This window comes from Streptomyces solitudinis (genome assembly GCF_036323765.1).
Lineage (GTDB): Bacteria > Actinomycetota > Actinomycetes > Streptomycetales > Streptomycetaceae > Streptomyces.
In genome coordinates, this window is record NZ_JAZDCW010000002.1 from 557548 (window position 1) to 580450 (window position 22903).

A 22903-nucleotide genomic window follows, 5' to 3' on the forward strand; every position below is an offset into this window, starting at 1 on the left:
TATCGGGGTAGGAGCGCCCGAACCGGCGTTCTCCCGGCACCGCACTGAACCGCACACGGCCTCCCCCAGCCCCCGGCTGGGAAGTGCCTCCAGGGACGGATGGAAACCGGACGCGTGACGGAGTACCCGACCACCCCACGCCACTCGGCCGCCGGGGCGCCCACCGCCCCGCCCGCCGACCACGCGGTCCCGCACGCCCGCGCGCGGGCCGAGGCCACGCCCGAGGGCAGCCCGGTGCGCGAGCCCGCCCGCCCCGGCCCCGGAGCGGCGGCAAAACCCTCCCCCGCCGCAGAGAGCGCCGACTTGGCGGGCAACGACAGCGGCGAGTACGCCCGGCGCGGCGGCGACCGGCTGCGGTTCGTCGGCGCCGCCACCCGCAGGATCGCCCGCGGCCTGGACCTGGACGAGACCGTGCTCGGCCTGTGCCGCGCCTCGGTACCCGCCTTCTCCGACGCCATCCTGGTGTATCTGCGCGATCCGCTGCCGGTCGGCGACGAACGGCCGACCGGCCCCGTCCGGCTGCGGCTGCGCCGCACCGACCGGCTGCCCGACCACGCCGAGCACTCCGGCACCGCCGCCGCGCCGCACGCCGCCGCCCCGCTCGACCCGGGCGGGCGCCTCCCGCTGGCCGCCGGGTTCGCCGAACACCCCACCGCCGGCGCCGCCGAGCTGGCCGAGGTGCGCACCGGCGGGGCGCTCGCGGAGGTCCTGCGCGGGGTGCGTCCGCTGTTCGGGGACTCCCCCGCCGCCCGCGCGGCGCTGCCGGAGCTGCTGGGCCAGGAGCGCGACGTCCCCGGCGGGCACCGCGCGATCCTGGCGCCGCTGCGGGGCCGCCGCCGGGTGATCGGGGCCGCCGTCTTCCTGCGCCGCCCCGAGCGCGACGCCTTCGAGACGGACGACCTCCTCGTCGCCGCCCAGCTCGCCACGCACACCGCGCTCGGCGTGGACAAGGCGGTGCTGTACGGGCGCGAGGCGTACATCGCCGACGAGCTCCAGCGCACCATGCTGCCCGAGCGGCTGCCGCAGCCCACCGGCGTCCAGCTCGCCAGCCGCTACCTGCCGGCCGCCGAGTCGGCGCGGGTCGGCGGCGACTGGTACGACGCGATCCCGCTGCCCGGCAGCCGCGTGGCGCTGGTCGTGGGGGACGTGATGGGGCACTCCACCACCTCGGCCGCGATCATGGGCCAGCTGCGCACCACGGCGCAGACCCTGGCGCAGCTCGACCTGCCGCCGCAGGAGGTGCTGCACCACCTGGACGAGCAGGCGCAGCGGCTCGGCGAGGACCGCATGGCCACTTGCATCTACGCCGTGTACGACCCGGTGGCGCACCGCATGATCATCGCCAACGCCGGGCATCCGCCGCCGCTGATGCTGCACCGCGACGGGCACGCGGAGGTGCTGCGCATACCGCCGGGCGCGCCGATCGGCGTCGGCGGCGTGGACTTCCGCGCCGTCGAGCTGGACGCGCCCGCCGGGGCGACGCTGCTGCTGTACACCGACGGCCTGGTGGAGTCCCGGCACCGGGACGTGTGGACGGGCATCGAGGCGCTGCGCGAGAAGCTGGCGGAGACCGGCCGGCTCACCATGCCGGAGTCCTCCGCCCCGCTGGAGCCGCTGTGCGAGACGGTGCTGGACATCGTCGGCCCGGGCGACCGGGACGACGACATCGCGCTGCTGGCCGCGCGCTTCGACGGCATCGCGCCCAGCGACGTCGCGTACTGGTCACTCGAACCGCGTCCCGAGACGGCCGGGCAGGCGCGCAGGCTGGCCCGCCGGGCGCTGGTGGGCTGGGGCATCGAGGAGCTGACGGAGTCGGTGGAGCTGCTGGTGAGCGAGGTCGTCACCAACGCCGTCCGGTACGCCGAACGCCCGGTGACCCTGCGGCTGCTGCGCACCGACACGCTGCGCTGCGAGGTCGGCGACGACGTGCCGCAGCTCCCCCGGCTGCGGCAGGCGCGGGCCACGGACGAGGGCGGGCGCGGGCTCTACCTCGTCAACCGCATCGCCAAGCGCTGGGGCGCCACCCGGCTGTCCACCGGCAAGCTCGTCTGGTTCGAGGTCCCGCTGCCCTGAGGGATCCCCGCCGGGCCGCCGCCCGTGCAGCGGCGCGTGGCACGGACGCGGGCGTGCCCCGGGCGGAGGAATCCGTCCGGGGCACGCCGCGGTGAGGCGCCGCGGTGAGGCGGTGCGGTGTGCGCCACGGTGAGTGGCGCGGGTGAGCGGGGCGCCTATCCGGCGATGACCGCCTCGGCGTCCAGCGTCGCGCCGACCGCCTGCACGACGGCGGCGATCTTCACGGCCTCCTGGACGGTCTCCCGGTCCACCCCGGCCTTGCGCAGGACCTGCTCGTGCGAGTCCAGGCACATGCCGCAGCCGTTGATGGCGGACACGGCCAGCGACCACAGCTCGAAGTCGGTCTTGTCCACGCCGGGGTTGCCGATGACGTTCATCCGCAGGCCCGCGCGCAGGGTGCCGTACTCCGGGTCCGACAGCAGGTGCCGGGTGCGGTAGAAGACGTTGTTCATCGCCATCATGGCGGCGGCGGCCTTGGCGGCCGTGTACGCCTCGGCGGACAGGTTCTCCTTCGCCTCCGGCTCCAGCTCGGCCAGCACCTTCGGCGAGCGCGAGGCGATCGCGCAGGCCAGCACGGTGCCCCACAGCTGCTGCTGCGGGAGGTCCGAGTTCCCGATGACCGAACCGAGGTTCAGCTTCAGGTCCTTGGCGTAGTCGGGCAGTGCCGACTTCAGGGTGTCGAGTGCCATGGTCCTACCGCCTCACTCGCCGGAGAGGAGCTTGACCGGGTCGAGGGTGTCCTCGCCCTTGCTCCAGTTGCACGGGCACAGTTCGTCGGTCTGCAGGGCGTCCAGCACCCGCAGGACCTCCTTGGGGTTACGGCCGACGGACCCGGCGGTCACCATGGTGAACTGGATCTCGTTGTTCTGGTCCACGATGAAGACGGCGCGCTGGGCGAAGCCGTCGTCGCCCTCGACGCCGCAGTCCCGCATCAGCTCGTGCTTGGAGTCCGCGAGCATCGGGAAGGGCAGGTCACGCAGGTCGGCGTGGTCCTTGCGCCAGGCGTGGTGGACGAACTCCGAGTCGCCGGAGACACCCAGGATCTGGCAGTCACGGTCGGCGAACTCGTCGTTCAGCTTGCCGAACGCGGCGATCTCGGTCGGGCACACGAAGGTGAAGTCCTTGGGCCAGAAGAAGACGACCTTCCACTTGCCCTCGTACGTCTTGTGGTCGATCTGCTGGAACTCCTTGCCCTGCTCCAGCGACACACAAGCGGTCAGGTCGAACGTGGGGAACTGGTCACCGACAGTGAGCACGCGCTCTCCTTGTTGCGTGGAAAGCTCCCGGTTGGGGCCTTCCTGAGGGTTGGACGGATCTCACACCCTGCCACAACGTTCATTGATCAAAGAAATAGCTAGACTCACTTCCGTTGATCGGAGGCGGCTATCGGTCGCCGCCGCGGCACGACCTTCGAGTGAGCCGTCACGTGAGCAAACCCCGCCAGCCCAGCCTCGCCCAGCTGAGGGCCTTCTCGGCCGTCGCGGAGCACCTGCACTTCCGGGAGGCCGCCGCCGGGATCGGGATGAGCCAGCCCGCCCTCTCCGGCGCCGTCGCCGCGCTGGAGGAGGCGCTGGGCGTCCGGCTGCTGGAACGCACCACCCGGCGGGTTCTGCTGACCCCGGCCGGGGAACGGCTCGCGGCGCGCGCCCGCCGGGTGCTGGACGCCGTCGGGGAACTGCTGGAGGAGGCGGAGGCGGCCCGCACGCCCTTCACCGGCGTCCTGCGGCTCGGGGTGATTCCCACCTGCGCGCCCTACCTGCTCCCGACGGTCCTGCGCCTGGTGCACGAGCGCTACCCGCGCCTCGACTTGCAGGTGCACGAGGAGCAGACCGCGGCGCTGCTGGACGGACTCGGCTCCGGACGGCTGGACCTGCTGCTGCTCGCCGTGCCGCTGGGCGCCCAGGGCGTCACGGAACTGCCGCTGTTCGAGGAGGACTTCGTCCTGGTGACGGAGGCCGGACACGAGCTGGCCGGGCGCACCGGCATCCCCCGGCAGCGGCTGCGGGACCTGCCGCTGCTCCTGCTGGACGAGGGCCACTGCCTGCGCGACCAGGCCCTGGAGATCTGCCGCGAGGCCGGACGCGACCAGCGGCGGCAGGCCCCGGGCGAGGTGACGACCACCGCGGCCGGGCTGTCCACGCTGGTCCAGCTGGTGGCCGGCGGCCTCGGTGTGACGCTGCTGCCGCGCACCGCGCTGCGGCTGGAGACCGACCGCAACGAACGGCTCGCCACCGGCTGCTTCGCCGACCCGGCGCCGGCCCGGCGGATCGCGCTGGCGATGCGCACCGGTACGGCGCGGCAGGCGGAGTTCACCGCGTTCGCCGCGGCGCTGCGCGAGGCGCTGGACGGCCTGCCCGTACGGCCGCTGGCCGCCTGAAGCGGCGGGGAGCTGCTTCAGGCGGCCAGGACGTGGTCGCTCGGGGACGTTCCGGGTGGGCGTCTCACCACCGGCGCATCCGGCCGGCCGGCCGGTGGGGGCGCCGGCCGGTGGCCGAGGCGCCGCGCACGGCACGGACGATCCCGGACACCGCGGATCCGATGCCCGCGCCGTGCGGGCCGCGGCCCATCCGGCTGGGCGGGGTGGCGCGGCGGCGCGATCCGTAGCCGCCGTGTCGCATCTGGCGGGTGAGCGTCCTGGCCAGTCGTCGCAGTGCCGGCATGGCTGCTGCCTCCGTCCGGTTGCTGTTCACGTCAACGGTCAGTACTGCGTCTGCCCTGCGGACGCGGGGACACACCCTTCTTCCCGGGCCGCCCGTCCGGGCGGCCGAGCCCGGCCTTCTCCGCGGCGCCGTGCAGGGACCTGAGCGCCAGGAGCAGCACCCCGATGTCGTCCAGCAGGACCGGGTCCGGCATGAGGTCCACCGGAGAGACGAGGTAGAGGACCGCGGCCCAGGTGGTGAACCGGCTCTGCTGCGGAAGACCCGCGTCCCGCAGCAGCCTGCGGGTGCTGACGACCCTGTGCGCGAGCCGTACGGCGAGCACCAGCGTCGCCAGCGCCAGCGCCCCGAGGACCCCGACGAGGACCCAGTTCTGTGTGCTCACCGCGACGCACCTCCCTCTTTCCGGTACCGGCGTACCCGGCGTCTGTACCCGCCTGGGCGCGCGGGTCACTCCGGAGGGGCCGTGCGGTCGTCGTCCGCTCCGGGGGCGGCGGGGCCGTCCTTGGGCGTGCCGCCCGCCGGGCGGCCGCGGCGCGGATGGGGGCGGGCGCCGCCCGGCAGGCGTCCGGCGTCCGCGAGCGCACGGCGCAGCACGAAGTCGATCTGCGCGTTGGTGCTGCGCAGCTCGTCCGCCGCCCATCGCGCGAGCGCGTCGTGGACGGCCGGGTCGAGCCGCAGCAGCACCTGCTTGCGAGCGGGCCGGCGCTCGGTCACGGGTACAGGGTGCCCGTGTTGACGACGGGCTGCGGGCCGCGGTCACCGCAGAGCACGACCAGCAGGTTGGAGACCATCGCGGCCTTGCGCTCCTCGTCCAGGTGCACGAAGTCCCGCTCGGTGATCCGGGCGACGGCCGTCTCCACCATGCCGCAGGCGCCCTCGACGATCTGCTGCCGGGCGGCGATGATGGCGCCCGCCTGCTGCCGCTGGAGCATGGCGGCGGCGATCTCCGGGGCGTACGCCAGGTGGGTGAAGCGGGACTCGATCACGTGCACCCCGGCGGCGGCGACGCGTGCGTTGACCTCGGCCGAGAGCTGGTCGGTGATGCTCTCGGCGTTGTCCCGCAGGGACAGTTCGGTGCTCTGGTCCGCCTCGTAGGGATAGTTCGTGGCGATGTGCCGCAGGGCCGTCTCGGCCTGGGTGGTGACGAACTCCTCGTAGTCGTCGACGCCGAAGGTGGCCTGGGCGGTGTCCTCGACCTGCCAGACGATCACGGCGGCGATCTCGATCGGGCTCCCGCCCGCGTCGTTGACCTTCAGCACGGCCGTCTCGTGGTTGCGCACCCGGGTGGAGATCTTGCTGCTGCTGGTCAGCGGGTTGACCCAGCGCAGGCCGTCGGTCCGCAGGGTGCCCACGTAGCGCCCGAAGAGCTGGATGACACGGGCCTCACCCGGGGCGACCATCTTGACGCCGTTCCAGGCGAACAGCGCGGCGATGGCCAGCAGCACGCCGAGCACGAGCATGACGACGCCCAGCGCCGTCCGGTCCCCGGGGTTGAAGCCGACGGCGATCCCGGCCAGGGCGAGGCCGATGCCCAGGAGCGGCCCGACGGCAGCGAGCAGCAGTCCGAGCGCGCCGGAGAGGCTGTGCGCCGGATGCTCCCTCACCGGGGCCGCGGGCATCTGCGGCGCGTCCACCGTGCCGGTGCCCGCGCTGCCGTCGTCCCTGCGTGTGCTGTGGTCCATGACTCCCCCGTGGCGGTGCCGGTGTGCTTTCAAAGTGATATCACTTTAACCCCTGTGGCGGCCTCGGGGAAGGCCGCCACAGGGGAGCACCGGGGCGAGGGCTCACGCGCCCGTGGACGTGGACGTCACTCGGTGCGCAGACCGTCCGGCCGCATGAGCCGCCACAGGGACGGCAGACTGGCCAGCGTCACCAGCGCGATCATCCCGAGGCCCGCTCCGGCGAGCGGCAGGAAGGTCAGCCAGTCCGAGGCGGACTCGCCGACCATGTCCAGCAGCAGCACACCGAGCCCCGTACCGCCGGCGGCCGCGAGGAGCAGTCCCAGCACCACCGGGATCGCCGTCTGCCACAGCACCGAGGCACCCAGCGTGGAGCGCCGCGTCCCGAAGGCCACGAGCACGGAGAGCTGCCGCTTGCGGTCGCGCAGCTGCTCCAGCGTCGACACGATCATGCTGGCCGCGATGAGCAGCATGACGATCAGTGAGCCGATCAGCAGCCCGCTGCGGATGGAGGCGAACTCGGAGCTGGCCCGCGTGCTGACCAGCGCCATGACCCTGACGCTCGGGTCGGTGACGCCTGCCGTGTTCCGCACGTGTTCGAGGACGTCCGGGGCGCCCGGCTCCGTCCGGAGCATCGCCGTCACCCGTCCGTCCCGCATGAGGGCGACGTCCAGCGCGGCCGGGGTGGCGAACACCCCGCTGCGCTGCCAGCCCACCGGGTCCAGGACGGACTCGGCCCGCTGGGCGCCGTCAGGTACCGTCCACCACCGCGGCGTCCCGCGCTCCGACACCTCGTACGCGCCCTGGAGGTCGATCCGCTCCCCGGGGGCGGGCAGAGCGCCGGACTCCTCGTCCGGAGCGGCGGCCACGTAGACGTCACCGTCCGCGCACGGACCCGTCCGCACGAGCTGCCGGAGCGTGGCGCAGTCCCCCACCGTCACCATCACCGTGGTCAGGTAGCCGCTCTCGTCCGGCTCGGTCTCCTCGGAGACGCCGTGCCCGGTGACGAAACCGAGCGACGAGCGGACGCCCTCCGTCGCGGCGAAGTCCGCCAGGACGGCGTCGGCCTGCGCGCCGTCGGAGACGACGGCCTCCGCCATGACCTGCGCCCGGCTCGGGTCCTGCCCGGTCGCGCGGGAGTCGCGGGCCTCCACCGTGGAGAACAGCATCTGGAGGGCCACCGCGCCGGCCACCGCGACCGTGACACCGCTGACCGCGCGGGCCGCCATGCCGCTGTTGAGCTGGAGCCTGCGCGTGGCGAGCTGCCAGGACAGCGGGCCGCCGCGCATCCGCGACACCAGGCGCTCGACCAGCCACGGCAGCAGGGAGGTGATGCCGATCAGGACGAGGACGATCCCGGTGGCGATCCACAGCTCCGACACCGTCCCGCCCTCGACCTTGGAACCGGCCGCGACGAGCACGGCCGTGCCGAGGGCCGAGACCACCAGCCGCCACCACAGGCGGCGCCCCCGGTCGGTGCCCTCCCGGAAGACGCCGAGCGGTCCGATCGCCACACCGCGCAGCGCGAGGAGGGTGACGGCGACGGCGGAGACGGGCACCAGGATGGCTATCAGCACGGCGAGCGGCCAGGCAGGCGTCATGTCCCCGGGGTAGACGCTGTTGCCGAACAGCTCCACCCCTCCCGCGAACGACCGGGCGGCCAGGAACACGCCGGCACCGATCACCAGTCCCAGCAGCGAGCCGAACAGCGCCTCACCCGCGGCGATGCGCCGCGTCATGTTCACGTCGGCGCCCACGAGCCGCAGCGCCGCCAGCCGCCGGTCCCGGCTCTCACCGCCGAACCGCACCGCCGTGGCGATGAAGACCGCGATCGGCATGAGCAGGACCACGAGGATCACGACGACGAGCAGGACCAGCACCGGGTCCAGCGGTCCGGAATCCGCCTCCACGCCGAACTCGGCGACCCGGTAGGTGCTGCCCTCGTGGGCGGTCAGCTCGTCGCTGCCCAGGTAGAACGCGTACTCCCGGGGCCCCTCCAGCCCTTCCGGCCCGATCGTGCCGACGACGCGCGCGCCGTCGAACCGCTCCGCCAGCAGTGCGCCCGCGGCCGTGCCCAGAAGCTCCCGCAGCGCCGGGGAGACCAGCATCTCCCCGGGCGCCGGAAGCTCGGCCACGCCCGGCGGCCGCACCGCCTCCTCCCGTTCCCCGTCGGGCTGGACGAGCCGTCCCCAGACACGCTTGTCCCGGAACTCCGTCCCGGCGTCGGCGAGAACGAGCGTGCGCTCCCCTGCCGCGACCTCGTCACCGCCCAGCCACATGTGCTGCCGCGCGTCCGTGCGCGCCGAGCTGGCGCTCATCGCGGTGGGCACGGACGCGGCCAGCAGCAGCACCGTGACACCGAGACCGACCCCCACCGCCGTCAGCAGCGTGCGGGACCAGCCCGCGCGGCCGCCCGCCGCCGCCATGCGGGCGCCCATGAGCAGCTCGCGGCCCCACTGGCGGATCACGCGGCGCCCGCCACGCCCGCCATGTCCCTGGCCTTGCCGTCCCGCACGACGACCTCGCGGTCGGAGTAGGCGGCCACCCGCGACTCGTGCGTGACCAGGACCACGGCCGCCCTGGTGTCACGTGCCGCGTCGGTGAGCAGCTGCATGACCCGCTCGCCGTTGAGGGAGTCGAGCGCGCCCGTGGGCTCGTCGGCGAACACCACGCGCGGCGTGCCCACCAGGGCGCGGGCGATGGCCACGCGCTGCCCCTGGCCGCCGGAGACCTGCCCGGGTCGGTGGTGCCGCACGTCGTCCACCTCCAGGCGCTCCAGCCACTCCCGGGCCCTGGCCTCGGCGGGTTTGCGTTCCACCCCGGCGAGCCGCAGCGGCAGGGCGACGTTCTCCGTGCAGGTCAGCTCGGGCACGAGCTGGCCGAACTGGAAGACGAAGCCGAACTCGCCCCGGCGCAGGGCGCTGCGCTCGGCGTCCGACATGGCCGACAGTTCGTGCCCCCGGTAGTGCACCGCGCCCGCGTCCGGCGCGACGATGCCCGCCAGGCAGTGCAGCAGCGTGGACTTGCCCGAGCCCGAGGGGCCCATGACGGCGACGACCTCACCGGGGTGGATGGCGAAGTCGGCCCCGGCCAGCGCGGGTGTCGTCCCGTAGGTCTTGTGCAGCCCGGTGGCGCGCAGCAGCGCCCCGGAGGGCGGGCCGGTGGTGGTCTCGGCGGTCATACGGCTACCTCCTGGGCGAGCCGGTCGAGGCGGGCGGCGGTCAGTTCGAGCCACCGCAGGTCGGCCTCCAGGTGGAACAGGGCGTGGTCGCAGATGAGCTGGTCGGCCAGATCGCCCCCGTTCTTGCGACGGGTCAGCTCCCGCATCAGGCGCAGGTGCTCGGCGCGCTGGGTGTCCAGCAGGCCCGCCGCGTCCCGGCCGGTGAGCAGGGCGAGGACGACCTTGGTGTAGAGCGTGGACTGGAGGTAGGGCTCCGGCTTCTCCGCGCGTTCCAGCCACTGCGCGACGTCGGTGACCCCGGCGTCGGTGATGGCGTACCGCTTGCGCTCGGGGCCCTCCCCCGCCTCTATGCCGTCGACCTCGACCAGGCCGTTCTTCAGCAGCCGCGACATCGTCGCGTAGACCTGCCCGTAGTGGAGCGGCCGGTTCTGCCGGAACCGCTCGTCGAAGGCGCGTTTGAGGTCGTACCCGTGACTGGGCCCGGCCTCCAGGAGCCCCAGAAGGGTGTGGCTGATGGACATGCGGAGGACTGTACACCACGGGTATACACCTGGTGCATAGCCCTCCGGGCGGCTGTGGAGAAACGTGTGACCTGCGGCATCGCGCCCGATGTCACGCGGCACCGCGCAGCGCGCTGACCGCCCCCGCGGGAGGCGGCACCCGGGCGCGGCCCCCGTCCCGGCACTGGACGGCCCTGGGCCCCGGCACCGGGCGGTGCCGGGGCCCAGGGCCGCCGCCGGACGCCGCCCTCAGGGGCGGCGCCGTTCACTCACATCCCACCCCGTCCCCGTCCCGGTCCAGGTGACGGCCGTACCCGGGATCGCCCACGCGGACGGGGGCCGCGCCGGCCGCCCTGGCCGCCGAGCAGTTCGCGTAGGAGACGCTCCCGCCGTCGTCGCCCCCTCCGCCGCCGGCACCGCCCACGTCCCCCGCGTCGACGACCGCGGGCTCCGCCGTGACGGTCTCGGTGACCCTCACCTCCACCGCCTCCGTGACCGTCACCTCCGGGCGCGGCTCCGGATCGGCCGTGACGGTCGCGGTGACCGTGGCCGCCGGCCGCGCGTCCTCCCGTGCCGCCGGGGCGGAGGCCGCCGCCTGCTCCCCGCCGCCCCCGGACTCCTCCCCGTCCCCGCCGACGACGGCGGCACAGGAGAAGGCGAGCACGTACGTGACGGCGACGGCGGCCCAGAACTTCGGCCGCTTCCGCATCGGCCTGCTGTCCGGCTGCCCGGCCGGTGCGGGTGGTGGCACGGGCGGCGGTGGCCCCCACTGCTGCCCTGGCGTCTGCGTCATCGGCCCCCCAAATCCGCGCGCGACGGCACGTACCGTCGCGTCCCGCCGATGAGGTGTGACCCGTGCCACACGAGGCTCCTGAGCGGGGTGGAGCAGATGGTAATACCGCAGTGGCCGCAGCACTACGCTCCGGCACCACGCGATACGGTCGATTTCCCGTACGCGCGCCGGAGCCCCGCGGAAAAGCGGATGTGCGGTGATCCCGCAGTCGGCAGACTGGAGCGGCTCCCGACCCCCCGGGCACCCGCGGCCCGCCCGCCCACGCCCTCGACCGCGCCCGGCCGCCCGCCACGACCGGGCGGGGTGTGCCCTCTCACAACCCCTGAATCCACCGATGCGTCCACTGGAGCGGGCGAGTCATCCAATACCGTGACGCTGACGTCAGGTACTGACAGCCGGGAGATCTCGATGCTCGACACCGCGGGGGAACGGGTTCCCGCTCCTGCGCAGGAGCCGGGCCTCCTCACGCCCTGGCAGCAGGCCGGCCGCCGCGCCCTCGACGTCCTGCGCGCGCCGTACTGGGAGCGCCCCCACGACACCTGGCTGGTGCGGCGCTGGCCGGACCTCACGGCCACCACCGTCGCCACCGTCTTCTTCTGGCTCTCCCTCACCCCCTCCCTGGTGCCGCGCCCCTGGTACCTCCAGGGGGTCGTCGGAGGCATCACCGCGGCGATCGGCTACGGGATCGGGTGCCTGCTCAGCTGGGTCGTCCCGGTGCTCGTGCGGCGCCGCCCGGGCGAGGCCGTGCAGCGGCGCGTCCGGGCCCGCGCCTGGCAGGCCTACTGGGCGCTGGGCCTGTTCTTCACCGTCGTGCTGCTGGGCGAGAGCGCCCGGATGCAGCGCGAGCTGCGCAAGCTCCAGGAACTCCCGCCCACGCTCACCTGGCACTCGATGATGATCGCGCTGCTGGCGATGGCGCTGTGCTGGGTGGTGCTGCTGGTCGCCCGCGTCATCCGGCTCGGCACCCGGCAGCTCATCCGCGGCCTGCTGCGCTTCGTTCCGAAGCCGGTCGCGGTCACCGTCGGGCTGCTGGTGAGCGCACTGGTGGTGACCTTCGGCGCCAAGGACGTCGTCTTCGAGCGGGGCGTCGTGGACCTCGCCTCGCACATCGCGGCGAACACGGACCAGAGCACCAAGGAGGGCGTCGTCCCGTCGGACTCACCGTACGTCTCGGGCAGCCCCGCGTCCCTGATCTCCTGGGACGACCTGGGCTACCAGGGGCGCAACTTCACCGGCAGCGTGCTGTCCGCCGAGCAGATCAGCACGTTCACCGGAGGCGAGGCGATGGAGCCGGTGCGGGTGTACGTGGGCCGGGCCGCGGCCGACGGGTACGCCGAACAGGCGGAGCTGGCCGTGGCCGAGCTGGAACGCACCGGGGGGTTCGACCGCGAGGTGCTGGCCATCGCCGGGACGACGGGCAGCGGCTGGATCGACGCCCGCACCGCCGAACCGCTGGAGTACCTGTACAACGGCGACACCGCCATCGTCGCCCTGCAGTATTCGTACCTGCCGAGCTGGGTCTCGTTCGTGGTGGACCGCCAGGAGGCGGGCAGGGCGACACGGGAGCTGGTCGACGCCGTGCGGCAACGCCTGGCGCGCATGCCGGAGGCCGAGCGGCCGAAGCTCGTCGCGTTCGGCGAGTCCATGGGGGCCACCGCCGTCGAGGACTCCTTCGACGGCATCGACGACCTCCTGGCCTCGACCGACGGCGCCCTCCTGGTGGGCCCGCCCAACTACAGCCCGCTGTGGACGGAGGTCACCGAGGGCCGCGACCCGGGGAGCCCGGTGTGGCGGCCGGTGTACGACGGCGGGCGGAACGTCCGGTTCGCGCAGTACCCCCAGCGGGACCTGCTCCAGCCGGCGGGCGCCGTGTGGGAGTGGCCGCGGGTGGTGTACCTGCAGAACGCCTCGGACCCGATCGTGTGGTGGTCGCCGGAGCTGGCCGTCCAGCCTCCGGAGTGGCTGGAGGAACCGCTGGGCCCGGACGTGACGGAGGAGGTCAACTGGTTCCCCTTCGTCACCTTCTGGCAGACGGCCGTGGACATGGGCACGTCCTACGGCGTGGCGGCGCCGCACGGCCACCGCTACGGCACGAACGCGGTGGAGGGCTGGGCGGCGGTGCTGCCCCCCGCGGGCTGGACGGACGCCGACACGCTCCGGCTCAAGGCATTCGCCGAGGCCCACGAGTCACCGTACTGACGCGCACCGCACGGCGCCGCACGTGCCCGCCCGGCCCGTTCCCCGCAGCGGTGCGCGGGGACCGGGACGGCGCGCCCTACGGGCGGCGTCCCCCGTCCGCCTCGCCCCGCCCCGGCGGCGGCTCCGGCTCCCCCGCCGCGCCGCCGGGTTCCTCCGGGGCGCCGGCGGCGGCCCGTTCGGCCCTGGCCAGCTCCCGGGCGACGGCCTGGGTGGCGTCCACCGCCCCGCTCGGCGGCTCCTTCGCCCCCGGCATCGAGGGCGGCACCGCCGGGGACAGCCCGAGCGCGGTGGAGCCGCTGACCGCGCGCGGCTGCGCGCTGCGGGACTCCGCGTACGCCCGCAGGTAGGTGACCACCGTGTTGGTGACCGCGACGAGCGGCACCGCGAGCACCGCGCCGGGGATGCCCGCGAGCAGCGAACCGCCGGTGACGGTGAGCACGACCGCCAGCGGGTGCACCTGCACCATGCGGCCCAGGATCAGCGGCTGGAGGACGTTGCCTTCGATCTGCTGCACCAGCAGCACGACCCCGAGCACCAGGAGCGCGGTCACCAGGCCGTTGGTGACGAAGGCGACGACGACCGCCAGCGCCCCGGAGGCGAGTGCGCCGACCACCGGGACGAAGGCGGACAGGAAGACGATGACGCCCAGTGGCACCGCCAGCGGTACTCCCAGGACCCAGATGCCCAGCCCGATGCCGATGGCGTCGATGAAGGCCACTATCACCGTGCCGCGCACGTAGCCGGTGAGCGTGACCCACGCCCGCGGGCCCGCGCCGGCCACGCCCTCGCGCGCGGCGAGCGGCACGAACTTCAGGAACCACTGCCAGATGCGGCGGCCGTCGTAGAGCAGGAAGAGGCAGACGAACGCGGTGAGGGCCGCGCCGGTGAAGAAGGTGACGATGTAGGAGGCGCCCTGGAGTCCCGCGCTCGTGAGCTCCTGGCTGTGCTCCCCGATCCACTGGTTGATGGTGTCGACGGAGTCGTTGAGCTGGTCCTCGGTGACCTGGAAGGGGCTGTTCAGTATCCAGTTCCGCAGCTCGTCGATGCCGTCCTGCACCTGGCGGGTCAGGTCCTCCTGGTTCTCGATGACCTGCCAGACCACGAACCAGCCGATGAGGCCCATCACCGCGAAGCCGCTGATGAAGGTGGCGGCCGTGGCCAGGCCCCGCCCGAGCCCCCAGCGCCGCAGCCGGGCCACGGTGGGCTGGAGCAGCGCGGTGATGAGCAGGCCCGCCGAGAAGGCGATGATGAGCAGGCTGATGGCGCCGATCACCTGGATCAGCACCCACACGACCCCCGCGAGGACGAGCAGCCGCCACCCGGCCTCCGACGCCACCCGCAGCCCCCACGGGATGACGGTGGCGGGCGCCGGCGGCTGTTCGGAGGGGGAGGGCGCCGCAGGCGGCACCGGCTGGGCCCTCTCCTCCTCCGTCGGCAGGCCGCGCTCGTGGTCGCGTCGCTCGCGCTGTTCCTCCGCCCGCTGGCGGAAGTCGGCCATCCGCGACAGCAGACGCCCGGCCCCCGACGTCAGCCGGTCAAGTCCTGACATGGTGTTGTCCTTCGCCCCCGCTCGAAACCGGTCCTGTCCCACCGAGGGACGACGTTACCGGCCCGCGGGGTTGCCTTCGGCGCAACGCGCGACGCCCCCGGTCCCGGCCGGCGGGAACAGGGGCGTCGCACCTGGTGTGGCGAGCGCGCGGCGCGGACTCAGTACCAGTGGTTGACCTGCCACCACTCCCAGGCGCCGCAGGGGCTGCCGTACCGCTCGTTCATGTACTTCAGGCCCCACTTGATCTGCGTGGCCGGGTTGGTGCGCCAGTCGGCGCCGACCGAGGACATCTTCGAGGCCGGCAGCGCCTGGACGAGGCCGTAGGCCCCGGAGGAGGGGTTGGTGGCCTGGTAGTTCCAGGTGCTCTCCCGCTCCACGATGTTGGAGAAGCACTGGTACTGGCCGCCGCCCACGATCTGCTGGGCCATCGCCTGCACCTCGGCGACGCTGTAGGAGGACTGCTGCGGGAAGGACGCGGACGCCGACCGCTCGGCGCTGCGGCTGGCCGCGGCCTGGCGCTCTTCCTCGCGCTTCTTGGCGGCCTCCTCGGCCTCCTTGCGCTTGCGCTCCTCCTCGGCCTGCTTCCGGGCCTCGGCGTCCTTGGCGGCCTGCTTCCGGGCGCTCTCCTCGGCCTGCTTCTTGACGGCGTCGTTGGCGGCGTCCGACTGGCGGTCGGCCTGCTGCGTGAGGGAGGCGGTCTGCACCTGGGTGTTGCCGTCCACCGGAATGTCGGCGAGCAGCGTCGCGTCGGAGGCGACGAACTCGACGGGCTCCGCCGCGTCCTGCTGGCTCCCGGAGGCCACACCGACGACAGCTCCGACGGTGGTGACCGCGGTGGCGGACGCCACGGCGAATCCCCGGACCGAAATCCGAGCAGTCACACAGTTTCCTTCCACAGTTGCCCGCTGTGGTGACCCCGCGGGCGCAATCGTGCCCCTGGCACTGCCCTCCGTCGTACATGCGTGTACATGGCCACAGGAGGTACGGGCCCGGCTGGGTCCCAAGCGGAACCCGCGTGGTGCTTCTCGGGCGGCATACGGCTGAGTTGGCTGTTGAGTTGTGTGGTGCTGCACCCCTGGGGGTGCCCCTGCGCCGTATGCGGGGCCTGACAAGTTCCACACCCTGCCGGACGGGCGGGCACCCTGGCAATTCTGCGTGGCGTGTGAAAGCTCACACGCCGTTCCCTTCCGGGGAATTGCCGAAACGCGAGCGTAACCGGCCGGGCCGTGAGTAGGCTCCTGCGCCTCGCCGGTGACGCGTGCCCGGTTCAGCGGTATTTCCCCCCTTCGTCCCGGCCGGGGCGGGCGACGCCGGAAAAGCCGGTGCCCGCGGCGGGGTTCCGCCGCGGGCACCGGCTCGGCCCGAGTGGCCCGGGGTCAGAGGCGCCCTTCTTCCAGCATCTCGGTCACCAGCGCGGCGATCGGCGAGCGTTCGGAGCGGGAGAGGGTGACGTGCGCGAACAGCGGGTGGCCCTTGAGCCGCTCCACCACCGCCGCCACGCCGTCGTACCGGCCCACCCGCAGGTTGTCCCGCTGGGCGACGTCGTGGGTGAGCACGACGCGGGAGTCCTGACCGATCCGGGAGAGCACCGTGAGCAGCACGTTGCGCTCCAGGGACTGCGCCTCGTCCACGATGACGAACGCGTCGTGCAGCGAACGGCCGCGGATGTGCGTGAGCGGCAGGACCTCCAGCATGCCGCGCGCCACGACCTCCTCGATGACCTCCCGCGAGGTGACCGCCGACAGCGTGTCGAAGACGGCCTGCGCCCACGGGTTCATCTTCTCGTCGGCCGTGCCCGGCAGGTAGCCGAGATCCTGGCCGCCGACCGCGTACAGCGGCCTGAAGACCATGACCTTGCGGTGCTGCCGTCTCTCCATGACCGCTTCGAGCCCCGCGCACAGCGCCAGTGCCGACTTGCCCGTGCCCGCCCGGCCGCCGAGGGAGACGATGCCGACGTCCGGGTCGAGCAGGAGGTCGAGCGCGATCCGCTGCTCGGCCGAGCGGCCGTGGATGCCGAACGCCTCGCGGTCGCCGCGCACCAGCCTGACCTGCCCGTCGGGTGTCACCCGGCCGAGCGCGCGGCCCTTCTCCGACTGGAGCACCAGCCCGGTGTGGACCGGCAGTTCCGCCGCCTGGGGCACGGTGACCGTGTCCGCGCCGTCGGCCGCGAACAGTTCGTCGATCGCGTCACCGGGCAGCGTCAGCTCGCTCATGCCCGTCCACCCGGAGTCGGTGACGGCCAGCTCCGCGCGGTACTCCTCGGCGAGCAGCCCGACCGACGATGCCTTGATGCGCAGCGGCAGGTCCTTGGAGACGACGGTGACGTCGTACCCCTCGGCCTGGAGGTTGCGGGCCACGGCGAGGATGCGCGAGTCGTTGTCCCCCAGCCGGAAGCCGGCCGGCAGGATGCCGGGGTCGGAGTGGTTCAGCTCCACCCGCAGGGTGCCGCCGAGTGCGCCGATGGGGATGGGGGCGTCCAGACGGCCGAAGCGGACGCGGTACTCGTCCAGCCGCCGCAGGGCCTGCCGGGCGAAGTAGCCCAGCTCGGGGTGGTGTCGCTTGGCTTCGAGCTCCGTGACCACCACCACGGGGAGCACGACCTCGTGCTCGTCGAAACGGGCCATGGCCGCCGGGTCGGCGAGCAGGACGCTGGTGTCGATCACATAGGTGCGCCGGTCGTTGTCGCGGCGCTTCTTGCTGGTCACCACGGAAGGACGAACCCCCTCGGCCGAGGATGGTGCGCGGCGTGCGCGGCGTGCGCGCCGCTGCGGAACGGACCGGGCCGGCCGCTGCGCGCGGGCCGGGCACCGGCCCTCCCCGTCCTCCGCACCGCGGGTGCGTCGTCCGTGGTTCGCAAGGGGCCTCCCGAGGCCGGCGCCCGGTGATCGGGCGTCAGCCTGCCAGGGATATTCCCACCTACGCCGCGCCGCATGCCTTGGCATATGCCGTCAGGGAGGCGAACATTCCGGCATCTCGCGGTGAACGGCGGGCCGGGTGAGCGGGAGGCGCGCGGCGTCAGCCGCCGTAACGGCGGTGCCGGGCCGCGTAGTCGCGCAGGGCCCGCAGGAAGTCCACCTTGCGGAAGGCGGGCCAGAACACGTCGCAGAAGTGGTACTCGGAGTGCGCGCTCTGCCACAGCATGAAGCCGGAGAGCCGCTGCTCGCCACTGGTGCGGATGACGAGGTCGGGGTCGGGCTGTCCACGCGTGTAGAGGTGCTCGGCGATGTCGTCGATGGTGAGGGTGTCGGCCAGGTCGGACAGCGTCTGGCCGCGTCCGGCGCGTTCGGTGAGCAGCGACCGCACGGCGTCGGTGATCTCCTGGCGGCCTCCGTAGCCGACGGCGACGTTGACGAGTATCCCGTCGCGGTCCCCGGCCAGCGCCTCGGCCTCCTTCAGCACCCGCTGGGTGTGGCCGGGCAGCAGGTCGAGGGTGCCGACGTGGTGGACCCGCCAGCGCCCGTCCGCCGCCAGGCGGCGCACGGTGTCCTCGATGATGCCCAGCAGCGGCTCCAGCTCCTCGGCGGGCCGGTCGAGGTTGTCCGTGGACAGCATCCACAGGGTGACCACCTCGACGTCCGTCTCGGCGCACCAGCCCAGCATCTCGCTGATCTTCTCCGCGCCCGCCCGGTGGCCCTCCACCGTGGTACCGCCGGACGCCTTCGCCCAGCGGCGGTTCCCGTCCAGGATCACGCCGATGTGCTTGGGGACCTGCGCGTGGTCCAGGTGGCCCTCCACCCGGCGGGAGTAGAGGCGAACCACCAGGTTGCGCAGCTTCTCCTTCATCTGTGCCGTCCGCCCCTTCGACTGCCGCCGTCCCAAGCCACGGGAAGCCTACTGCCAGTTCGGCACCGCGACTCACCCGGACGTGTCACAGGTCGGTGATAACGGCGCGTCGCGCGGGGCGAGGCGGTACGGGACGGGCGGGGTCCGCGCACCGGGCGCCCACCGACGCACACCGGGGCCGCGCACCCGGAACGCCGGGCGGGCCGCGTGACAGGCACGGGGCATGACGAGCACCTCCGGCACCCCGCACCACCGCGCGGCGGACACCCGCTACACCACCATGGAGTACCGCCGCAGCGGCCGCAGCGGGCTCAGGCTGCCCGCCGTCTCCCTGGGGCTGTGGCACAACTTCGGCGACGACCGCTGCCCGGAGACCCAGCGCGCCATCCTGCGCCGCGCCTTCGACCTGGGCGTCACGCACTTCGACCTGGCCAACGACTACGGCCCGCCGCCCGGCTCGGCCGAGCGGAACTTCGGCACGGTCTTCGCCCGGGACTTCCGGGCACCGCGACGAACTCGTCATCTCCACCAAGGCCGGCTACCTCATGCACCCCGGGCCGTACGGGGAGTGGGGCTCGCGCAAGTACCTCCTGTCGTCCCTGGACGCCTCGCTGCGCCGGACGGGCCTGGACCACGTCGACATCCTCTGCTCGCACCGCTTCGATCCCCACACCCCGCTGGAGGAGACGATGGGTGCCCTGGCCACCGCGGTGCAGCAGGGCAAGGCCCGGTACGCGGGGCTGTCCTCGTACAACTCGGCGCGGACCCGGGAGGCGGTGGCGCTGCTGCGCGGCATGGGGGTGCGACCGCTGGTCCACCAGCCGTCCTACTCCATGATCAACCGGTGGGCGGAGGAGGACGGGCTGCTGGGCACCCTCAAGGACGCGGGCATGGGATGCGTCGCCTTGCCCCGCTCGCCCAGGGCCTGCTGACCGACACGTACCTGAACGGCGTGCCCGAGGGCTCCCGGGCCAGCCGCGGCACCTCACTGGACCCGGGCCTGCTGACGGAGGACGTGGTGCGGCGGCTGCGCGCCCTCGACGCGCTGGCCGCGCGGCGCGGGCAGAGCCTGGCCCAGCTCGCGCTGGCCTGGGTACTGCGGGACGAGCGGATGACGTCGGCGCTGATCGGGGCGAGCAGCGTGGCGCAGCTGGAGGCCAATGTCGCCGCGCTGGACGCGCCCGCGCTGACGGCGGAGGAGCTGGCGGAGATCGACACGCACGCGGTCTCGGCGCCGGGTGTGAACCTGTGGGCCCGCAGCAGCGAGAGCTGAGCCGCCGCCGGGTTGGCCACGCCGGGTGTCCGCGCGGACCGGGCGGCCCCCACCGGCCCTGGAGCGGGCCCGCAACGGAAAGCGGGCCGGTCCGTGGGGGGGGATACGGACCGGCCCGAGGGGGGATTCCACCATAGCCCCTCCCCGGGCGTGCTCCGCGCAGACCCGGCCGGAATCACACCGCCAGTCCCCCGGCGGTGAGCGCCGCCAGCGTGCCGAACACCATGAACGGGCCGAACGGCAGGGCGGACGTGCGGCGGGCCCGGCCGAGCAGGACGAGGCCCCACCCGTACGCCGCGGCCAGCACGAACGCCGCGAACGTGCCCCACAGCACCACCCCCCAGCCGTACCAGCCGAGGGCCGTCCCACAGGTGACCGCGAGCTTCACGTCACCGAAGCCCATACCGCGCGGGTTGATGAGAAACAGCACAAAGTAGGCAACGCCCAGGACCGCGCCGCCCAGCAGGGCGCCCGGCCAGCTCCCGGCCGCCTCCGGGAGCAGGGCGGCGAGCCCGAGCAGGGCGGGCGCCGCGGCGGCGAGCGGCAGCGTGACGGCGTCCGGCAGCCGGTGCACGGACCGGTCCACGGCGGCGAGCAGCACCAGGGCGGGGGTCAGCAGCAGCCACACCACCAGCTCGGGGCGCGGCCCCGCACCGGCCGCCAGACCGGCGCACACCGCCGCGGTGAGCAACGCGAGGAGCCGGCCGGAGGGGCCGTACGCCGTCCCCCCGCACGGCCGGCACCGACCCGGCCCGAGCCACCCCGGCAGCGGGTGGCCGCCGGGGCACCGGTCCGCGCGGGGCGCGTCCTCGGGGACGGACAGCCGGAAGGCGGGCCGGGCGGTGAGCGGCCCGGCGGCGGCGCCGTAGGCCGCGGCCGCCGCGACGACGAGGAGTTCAGCCACGCCCCGAGCCTACGGACGCGGCGACGCGGGTAGGTTGCGCCGGTGTGAGTCCCTTCCCGCACCGCCCGCGCTGGCCCGAGGGCCCGGCCGTCCTGCGCGTCGGCGCGACGGCCGTCCCGCTGGAGATCGCCGCCACCTTCCGTGCCCGCAGCCGCGGCCTGCTGGGCCGCGACACCGTGGTGGGCGCCCTGCTGCTCACCCCGGCCGGCGGCGTCCACACGTTCCGCATGCGCTTCCCCCTCGACGTCGCCTACCTCTCCCGCGACCTGCGGGTGCTGGCCGTGCGCACCATGCAGCCGGGACGGCTCGGGCTGCCCCGCCCGCGGGCGCGGCACGTGGTGGAGTCGGCCGCCGGGACGATGGCCGGGTGGGGGCTGCGGCGCGGCGTGCGGGTGGCCGTGGAACCGGCCGATGACTGAGCGGTGGGCGCGGCCGGAGCCCGGCGAAGGGTTCGGGGGCGGCGGGCGAGGACCCGGGCGACGGGAGCGGCCCGGCCCGGCGGGTGCCGGGCCGGGCCGCGGGGCCGGACGGGTCAGACCAGTTCGGCGTTGAGCGTGATGTCCTTGACACCGGCGAGCGCCTGGCTGACCGGGCAGTTCTTCTTGGCGTCCTCGGCGGCCGCCTGGAAGTCCTCCTCGGACAGGCCCGGCACGCTGGCCCGCACGTTCAGCACGATGCCGGTGATGCCCTCGCCGGGCTGGAACGTGACGTCGGCCTGCGTGTCGACGCTCTCCACCGTGTACCCCTTGCCCGCCAGGCCGTGCGAGAAGGCCATGGAGTAGCAGGAGGAGTGGGCGGCCGCGATGAGCTCCTCGGGGCTCGTCCGGCCGCCGGGCTGCTCGGCGCGGGAGGGCCAGCTCACGTCGTAGGTGCCCACGCCGGAGGAGGCCAGCTCCACCGACCCCTTGCCCTCCAGCAGGTTGCCTTCCCAGTGCGTCTTCGCGGTGCGCGTGGTGGCCATCGTGGTTCCCCTTCACCCTGTGTGCGGTCTTCGGTGATCACCATCTTGGCCGCCGCCCGACTCCGTGTCGAGCGGCCCCCGGGCGGACACCCGGGGGCCGGTGTGCCGCGCGTCAGGCCGGGGAGGGCTGCGGGTCGGGCCCGGGCGTGGGCGGCACGGGGGCCGGGCCGGGCGAGGGCGGCGTGGGCGTCGGCGGGGCGGGCCGCGGCGGTTCCGGCGCGGGGCCGGGCACGGGTCCCGGCGCGGGACCGGGTTCGGGCCCGCCGGGCGGTGCCGGGGTCGGCGACGGCGGTACGGGGTCGGGTTCGGTGGGGGGCGGGACCTGGCCTCCGGACGGGGCCGCCCCGTCCCGGGCGGACGTGCGCTGCGCTGCCACGGGAACCTCCTGTTCCTCGGCGTCCGGGGCCCGCTGCCGGCCCCGGTGCTCCCGCTACGGGTGCCCGGTCGTCGCCCGGTCACTCCCCGGCGCCGCCGCGGCGCCGGGGAGCGTCCCGGCGGCGGCCGGGGCGCCGGGGCGGGTCACGGGCGGCGCCAGGAGTCGCTCTCCAGGTGGGACCCGGCCTGCGGGCCCATGCGGAGCATGCCGCCGTCCACCGGCCAGGACGCCCCGGTGACGTAGCTGCCGTCCGGGCCGACGAGGAAGGCGACGACCGCGGCCACCTCTCGGGCGTCCCCGGGCCTGCCCAGCGGCACGCCGGGCCGGCGGTGCTCGGTGACGTCGGCGCCCTCGTTGCCGGTCATCGGTGTGGCGATCTCACCGGGGGCCACGGCGTTGACGTTGATCCCGTGCTCGGCCAGTTCCAGCGCCATCACCTGCGTGAGCAGCCCGAGCCCGCCCTTGGCCGCGCAGTAGGGCGCGGCACCCACGCGCGGCTGGTGCTCGTGGACGCTGGTGACGTTGACGATCCGGCCGCCGTCCCCCTGCGCGATCATGCGGCGGGCGGCGCGCTGGGAGCACAGGAAGGGACCGATGAGGTCGATGTCGATGACCGTGCGCACCGCTTCGTGGTGCAGGTCGAGGAAGGGGGTGGAGGTGCCCGTCCCGGCGTTGTTGACGAGCGCGTCCAGCCGTCCGAGCCGGTCGCCGAGCGCGTCGATGGCGGCGGCGGCCTCGGGCAGCAGGGAGAGGTCCATGTGCTCGATCTCGGCGCGGCGCCCGAGCGCGCGCACCTCCCCCGCCGTCTCCTCGGCGCCCTCCTGGTCGCTGTTCCAGGTGATGCCCACGTCCATGCCCATCTCCGCCAGCCGTACGGCGGTGGCGCGGCCGATGCCCGAATCCGCTCCGGTCACCACGGCGGTGCGCTGCTGATCCATGCTGTCTCCTTCTCGGTGCCGCCCGTTCGCGTGT

At 74.1% G+C, this 22903-nt stretch carries 20 protein-coding genes and 1 pseudogene; 5 read left to right on the forward strand and 16 right to left on the reverse strand.

All coding sequences use genetic code 11. The features are described 5' to 3' along the window. Positions 1 to 99 precede the first annotated feature (99 nt). Positions 100 to 2073 (forward strand): ATP-binding SpoIIE family protein phosphatase, encoded by a 1974-nt coding sequence (locus V1J52_RS06150; protein ID WP_330138561.1) that lies wholly within the window; start codon positions 100 to 102, stop codon positions 2071 to 2073. A gap of 155 nt (positions 2074 to 2228) precedes the next feature. On the opposite strand, the gene V1J52_RS06155 is transcribed toward V1J52_RS06150, so the two are convergent. Together V1J52_RS06155 and V1J52_RS06160 are read right to left on the reverse strand one after the other, a co-directional pair. Next, entirely contained in the window at positions 2229 to 2762 is a 534-nt protein-coding gene (locus tag V1J52_RS06155) for an alkyl hydroperoxide reductase (protein WP_330138562.1), read from the reverse strand. Between the two features lie 12 nt (positions 2763 to 2774). Beyond that, positions 2775 to 3329, reverse strand: a complete 555-nt coding sequence (locus tag V1J52_RS06160; protein WP_330138563.1) for a peroxiredoxin — start codon at positions 3327 to 3329, stop codon at positions 2775 to 2777. Between the two features lie 170 nt (positions 3330 to 3499). Here V1J52_RS06160 and V1J52_RS06165 point away from each other — a divergent pair, with 170 nt between their 5' ends. Continuing rightward, entirely contained in the window at positions 3500 to 4450 is a 951-nt protein-coding gene (locus V1J52_RS06165) for a hydrogen peroxide-inducible genes activator (protein ID WP_330138564.1), read from the forward strand. 314 nt (positions 4451 to 4764) lie between these two features. On the opposite strand, the gene V1J52_RS06170 is transcribed toward V1J52_RS06165, so the two are convergent. The 7 genes from V1J52_RS06170 to V1J52_RS06200 form a co-directional block, all read right to left on the reverse strand. After that, complete coding sequence (locus V1J52_RS06170; RefSeq protein ID WP_330138565.1) at positions 4765 to 5115, reverse strand: YkvA family protein; 351 nt, start codon at positions 5113 to 5115, stop codon at positions 4765 to 4767. Positions 5116 to 5180: 65 nt separating this feature from the next. Then, entirely contained in the window at positions 5181 to 5447 is a 267-nt protein-coding gene (locus V1J52_RS06175) for a type II toxin-antitoxin system antitoxin (protein ID WP_330138566.1), read from the reverse strand. Continuing rightward, complete coding sequence (locus V1J52_RS06180; protein ID WP_330138567.1) at positions 5444 to 6415, reverse strand: SPFH domain-containing protein; 972 nt, start codon at positions 6413 to 6415, stop codon at positions 5444 to 5446. The genes V1J52_RS06175 and V1J52_RS06180 overlap by 4 nt, the downstream gene beginning before the upstream one ends. A gap of 125 nt (positions 6416 to 6540) precedes the next feature. Continuing rightward, on the reverse strand, positions 6541 to 8880 hold the full coding sequence (locus V1J52_RS06185; protein WP_330138568.1) for an FtsX-like permease family protein: 2340 nt from the start codon (positions 8878 to 8880) through the stop codon (positions 6541 to 6543). Next, complete coding sequence (locus tag V1J52_RS06190; RefSeq protein WP_330138569.1) at positions 8877 to 9593, reverse strand: ABC transporter ATP-binding protein; 717 nt, start codon at positions 9591 to 9593, stop codon at positions 8877 to 8879. Before V1J52_RS06190 ends, V1J52_RS06185 begins: the two co-directional genes overlap by 4 nt. Then, on the reverse strand, positions 9590 to 10114 hold the full coding sequence (locus V1J52_RS06195; protein WP_330138570.1) for a PadR family transcriptional regulator: 525 nt from the start codon (positions 10112 to 10114) through the stop codon (positions 9590 to 9592). Before V1J52_RS06195 ends, V1J52_RS06190 begins: the two co-directional genes overlap by 4 nt. A 244-nt stretch (positions 10115 to 10358) precedes the next feature. Continuing rightward, on the reverse strand, positions 10359 to 10886 hold the full coding sequence (locus tag V1J52_RS06200; RefSeq protein ID WP_330138571.1) for an excalibur calcium-binding domain-containing protein: 528 nt from the start codon (positions 10884 to 10886) through the stop codon (positions 10359 to 10361). Positions 10887 to 11294: 408 nt separating this feature from the next. Between V1J52_RS06200 and V1J52_RS06205 the strand changes: the two genes are divergently transcribed. Beyond that, positions 11295 to 13085 (forward strand): alpha/beta hydrolase, encoded by a 1791-nt coding sequence (locus V1J52_RS06205; RefSeq protein ID WP_330138572.1) that lies wholly within the window; start codon positions 11295 to 11297, stop codon positions 13083 to 13085. A gap of 76 nt (positions 13086 to 13161) precedes the next feature. Here the strand turns inward: V1J52_RS06205 and V1J52_RS06210 are convergent, their stop codons facing one another. The 4 genes from V1J52_RS06210 to V1J52_RS06225 form a co-directional block, all read right to left on the reverse strand. After that, positions 13162 to 14634, reverse strand: coding sequence for an AI-2E family transporter (locus tag V1J52_RS06210; protein WP_330138573.1), 1473 nt, complete (start codon positions 14632 to 14634; stop codon positions 13162 to 13164). Between the two features lie 158 nt (positions 14635 to 14792). Beyond that, positions 14793 to 15515, reverse strand: a complete 723-nt coding sequence (locus V1J52_RS06215) for an aggregation-promoting factor C-terminal-like domain-containing protein (RefSeq protein WP_330138574.1) — start codon at positions 15513 to 15515, stop codon at positions 14793 to 14795. Between the two features lie 495 nt (positions 15516 to 16010). Next, complete coding sequence (gene phoH2 / locus V1J52_RS06220) at positions 16011 to 17342, reverse strand: RNA 5'-3' helicase PhoH2 (protein ID WP_330138575.1); 1332 nt, start codon at positions 17340 to 17342, stop codon at positions 16011 to 16013. A gap of 307 nt (positions 17343 to 17649) precedes the next feature. Then, positions 17650 to 18417 carry an isoprenyl transferase gene (locus V1J52_RS06225; RefSeq protein WP_330138576.1) on the reverse strand — a complete coding sequence of 256 codons (768 nt, stop codon included), beginning with the start codon at positions 18415 to 18417 and terminating at the stop codon, positions 17650 to 17652. Positions 18418 to 18640: 223 nt separating this feature from the next. On the opposite strand from V1J52_RS06225, the pseudogene mgrA reads away from it, so the two are divergent. Then, positions 18641 to 19690, forward strand: a pseudogene (gene mgrA, locus V1J52_RS06230) (L-glyceraldehyde 3-phosphate reductase). Between the two features lie 175 nt (positions 19691 to 19865). On the opposite strand, the gene V1J52_RS06235 reads toward mgrA, so the two are convergent. Next, positions 19866 to 20594 carry a prepilin peptidase gene (locus V1J52_RS06235; protein WP_330138577.1) on the reverse strand — a complete coding sequence of 243 codons (729 nt, stop codon included), beginning with the start codon at positions 20592 to 20594 and terminating at the stop codon, positions 19866 to 19868. A 44-nt stretch (positions 20595 to 20638) separates the two neighbouring features. Between V1J52_RS06235 and V1J52_RS06240 the strand changes: the two genes are divergently transcribed. Beyond that, complete coding sequence (locus tag V1J52_RS06240) at positions 20639 to 21013, forward strand: DUF192 domain-containing protein (RefSeq protein ID WP_443075728.1); 375 nt, start codon at positions 20639 to 20641, stop codon at positions 21011 to 21013. A gap of 113 nt (positions 21014 to 21126) precedes the next feature. On the opposite strand, the gene V1J52_RS06245 is transcribed toward V1J52_RS06240, so the two are convergent. After that, on the reverse strand, positions 21127 to 21555 hold the full coding sequence (locus V1J52_RS06245) for an OsmC family protein (protein ID WP_330138578.1): 429 nt from the start codon (positions 21553 to 21555) through the stop codon (positions 21127 to 21129). A 519-nt stretch (positions 21556 to 22074) separates the two neighbouring features. Continuing rightward, a complete protein-coding gene (locus V1J52_RS06250; protein WP_330138579.1) occupies positions 22075 to 22869 on the reverse strand; it encodes an SDR family oxidoreductase in 795 nt (264 codons plus the stop codon). Positions 22870 to 22903 lie beyond the last annotated feature (34 nt).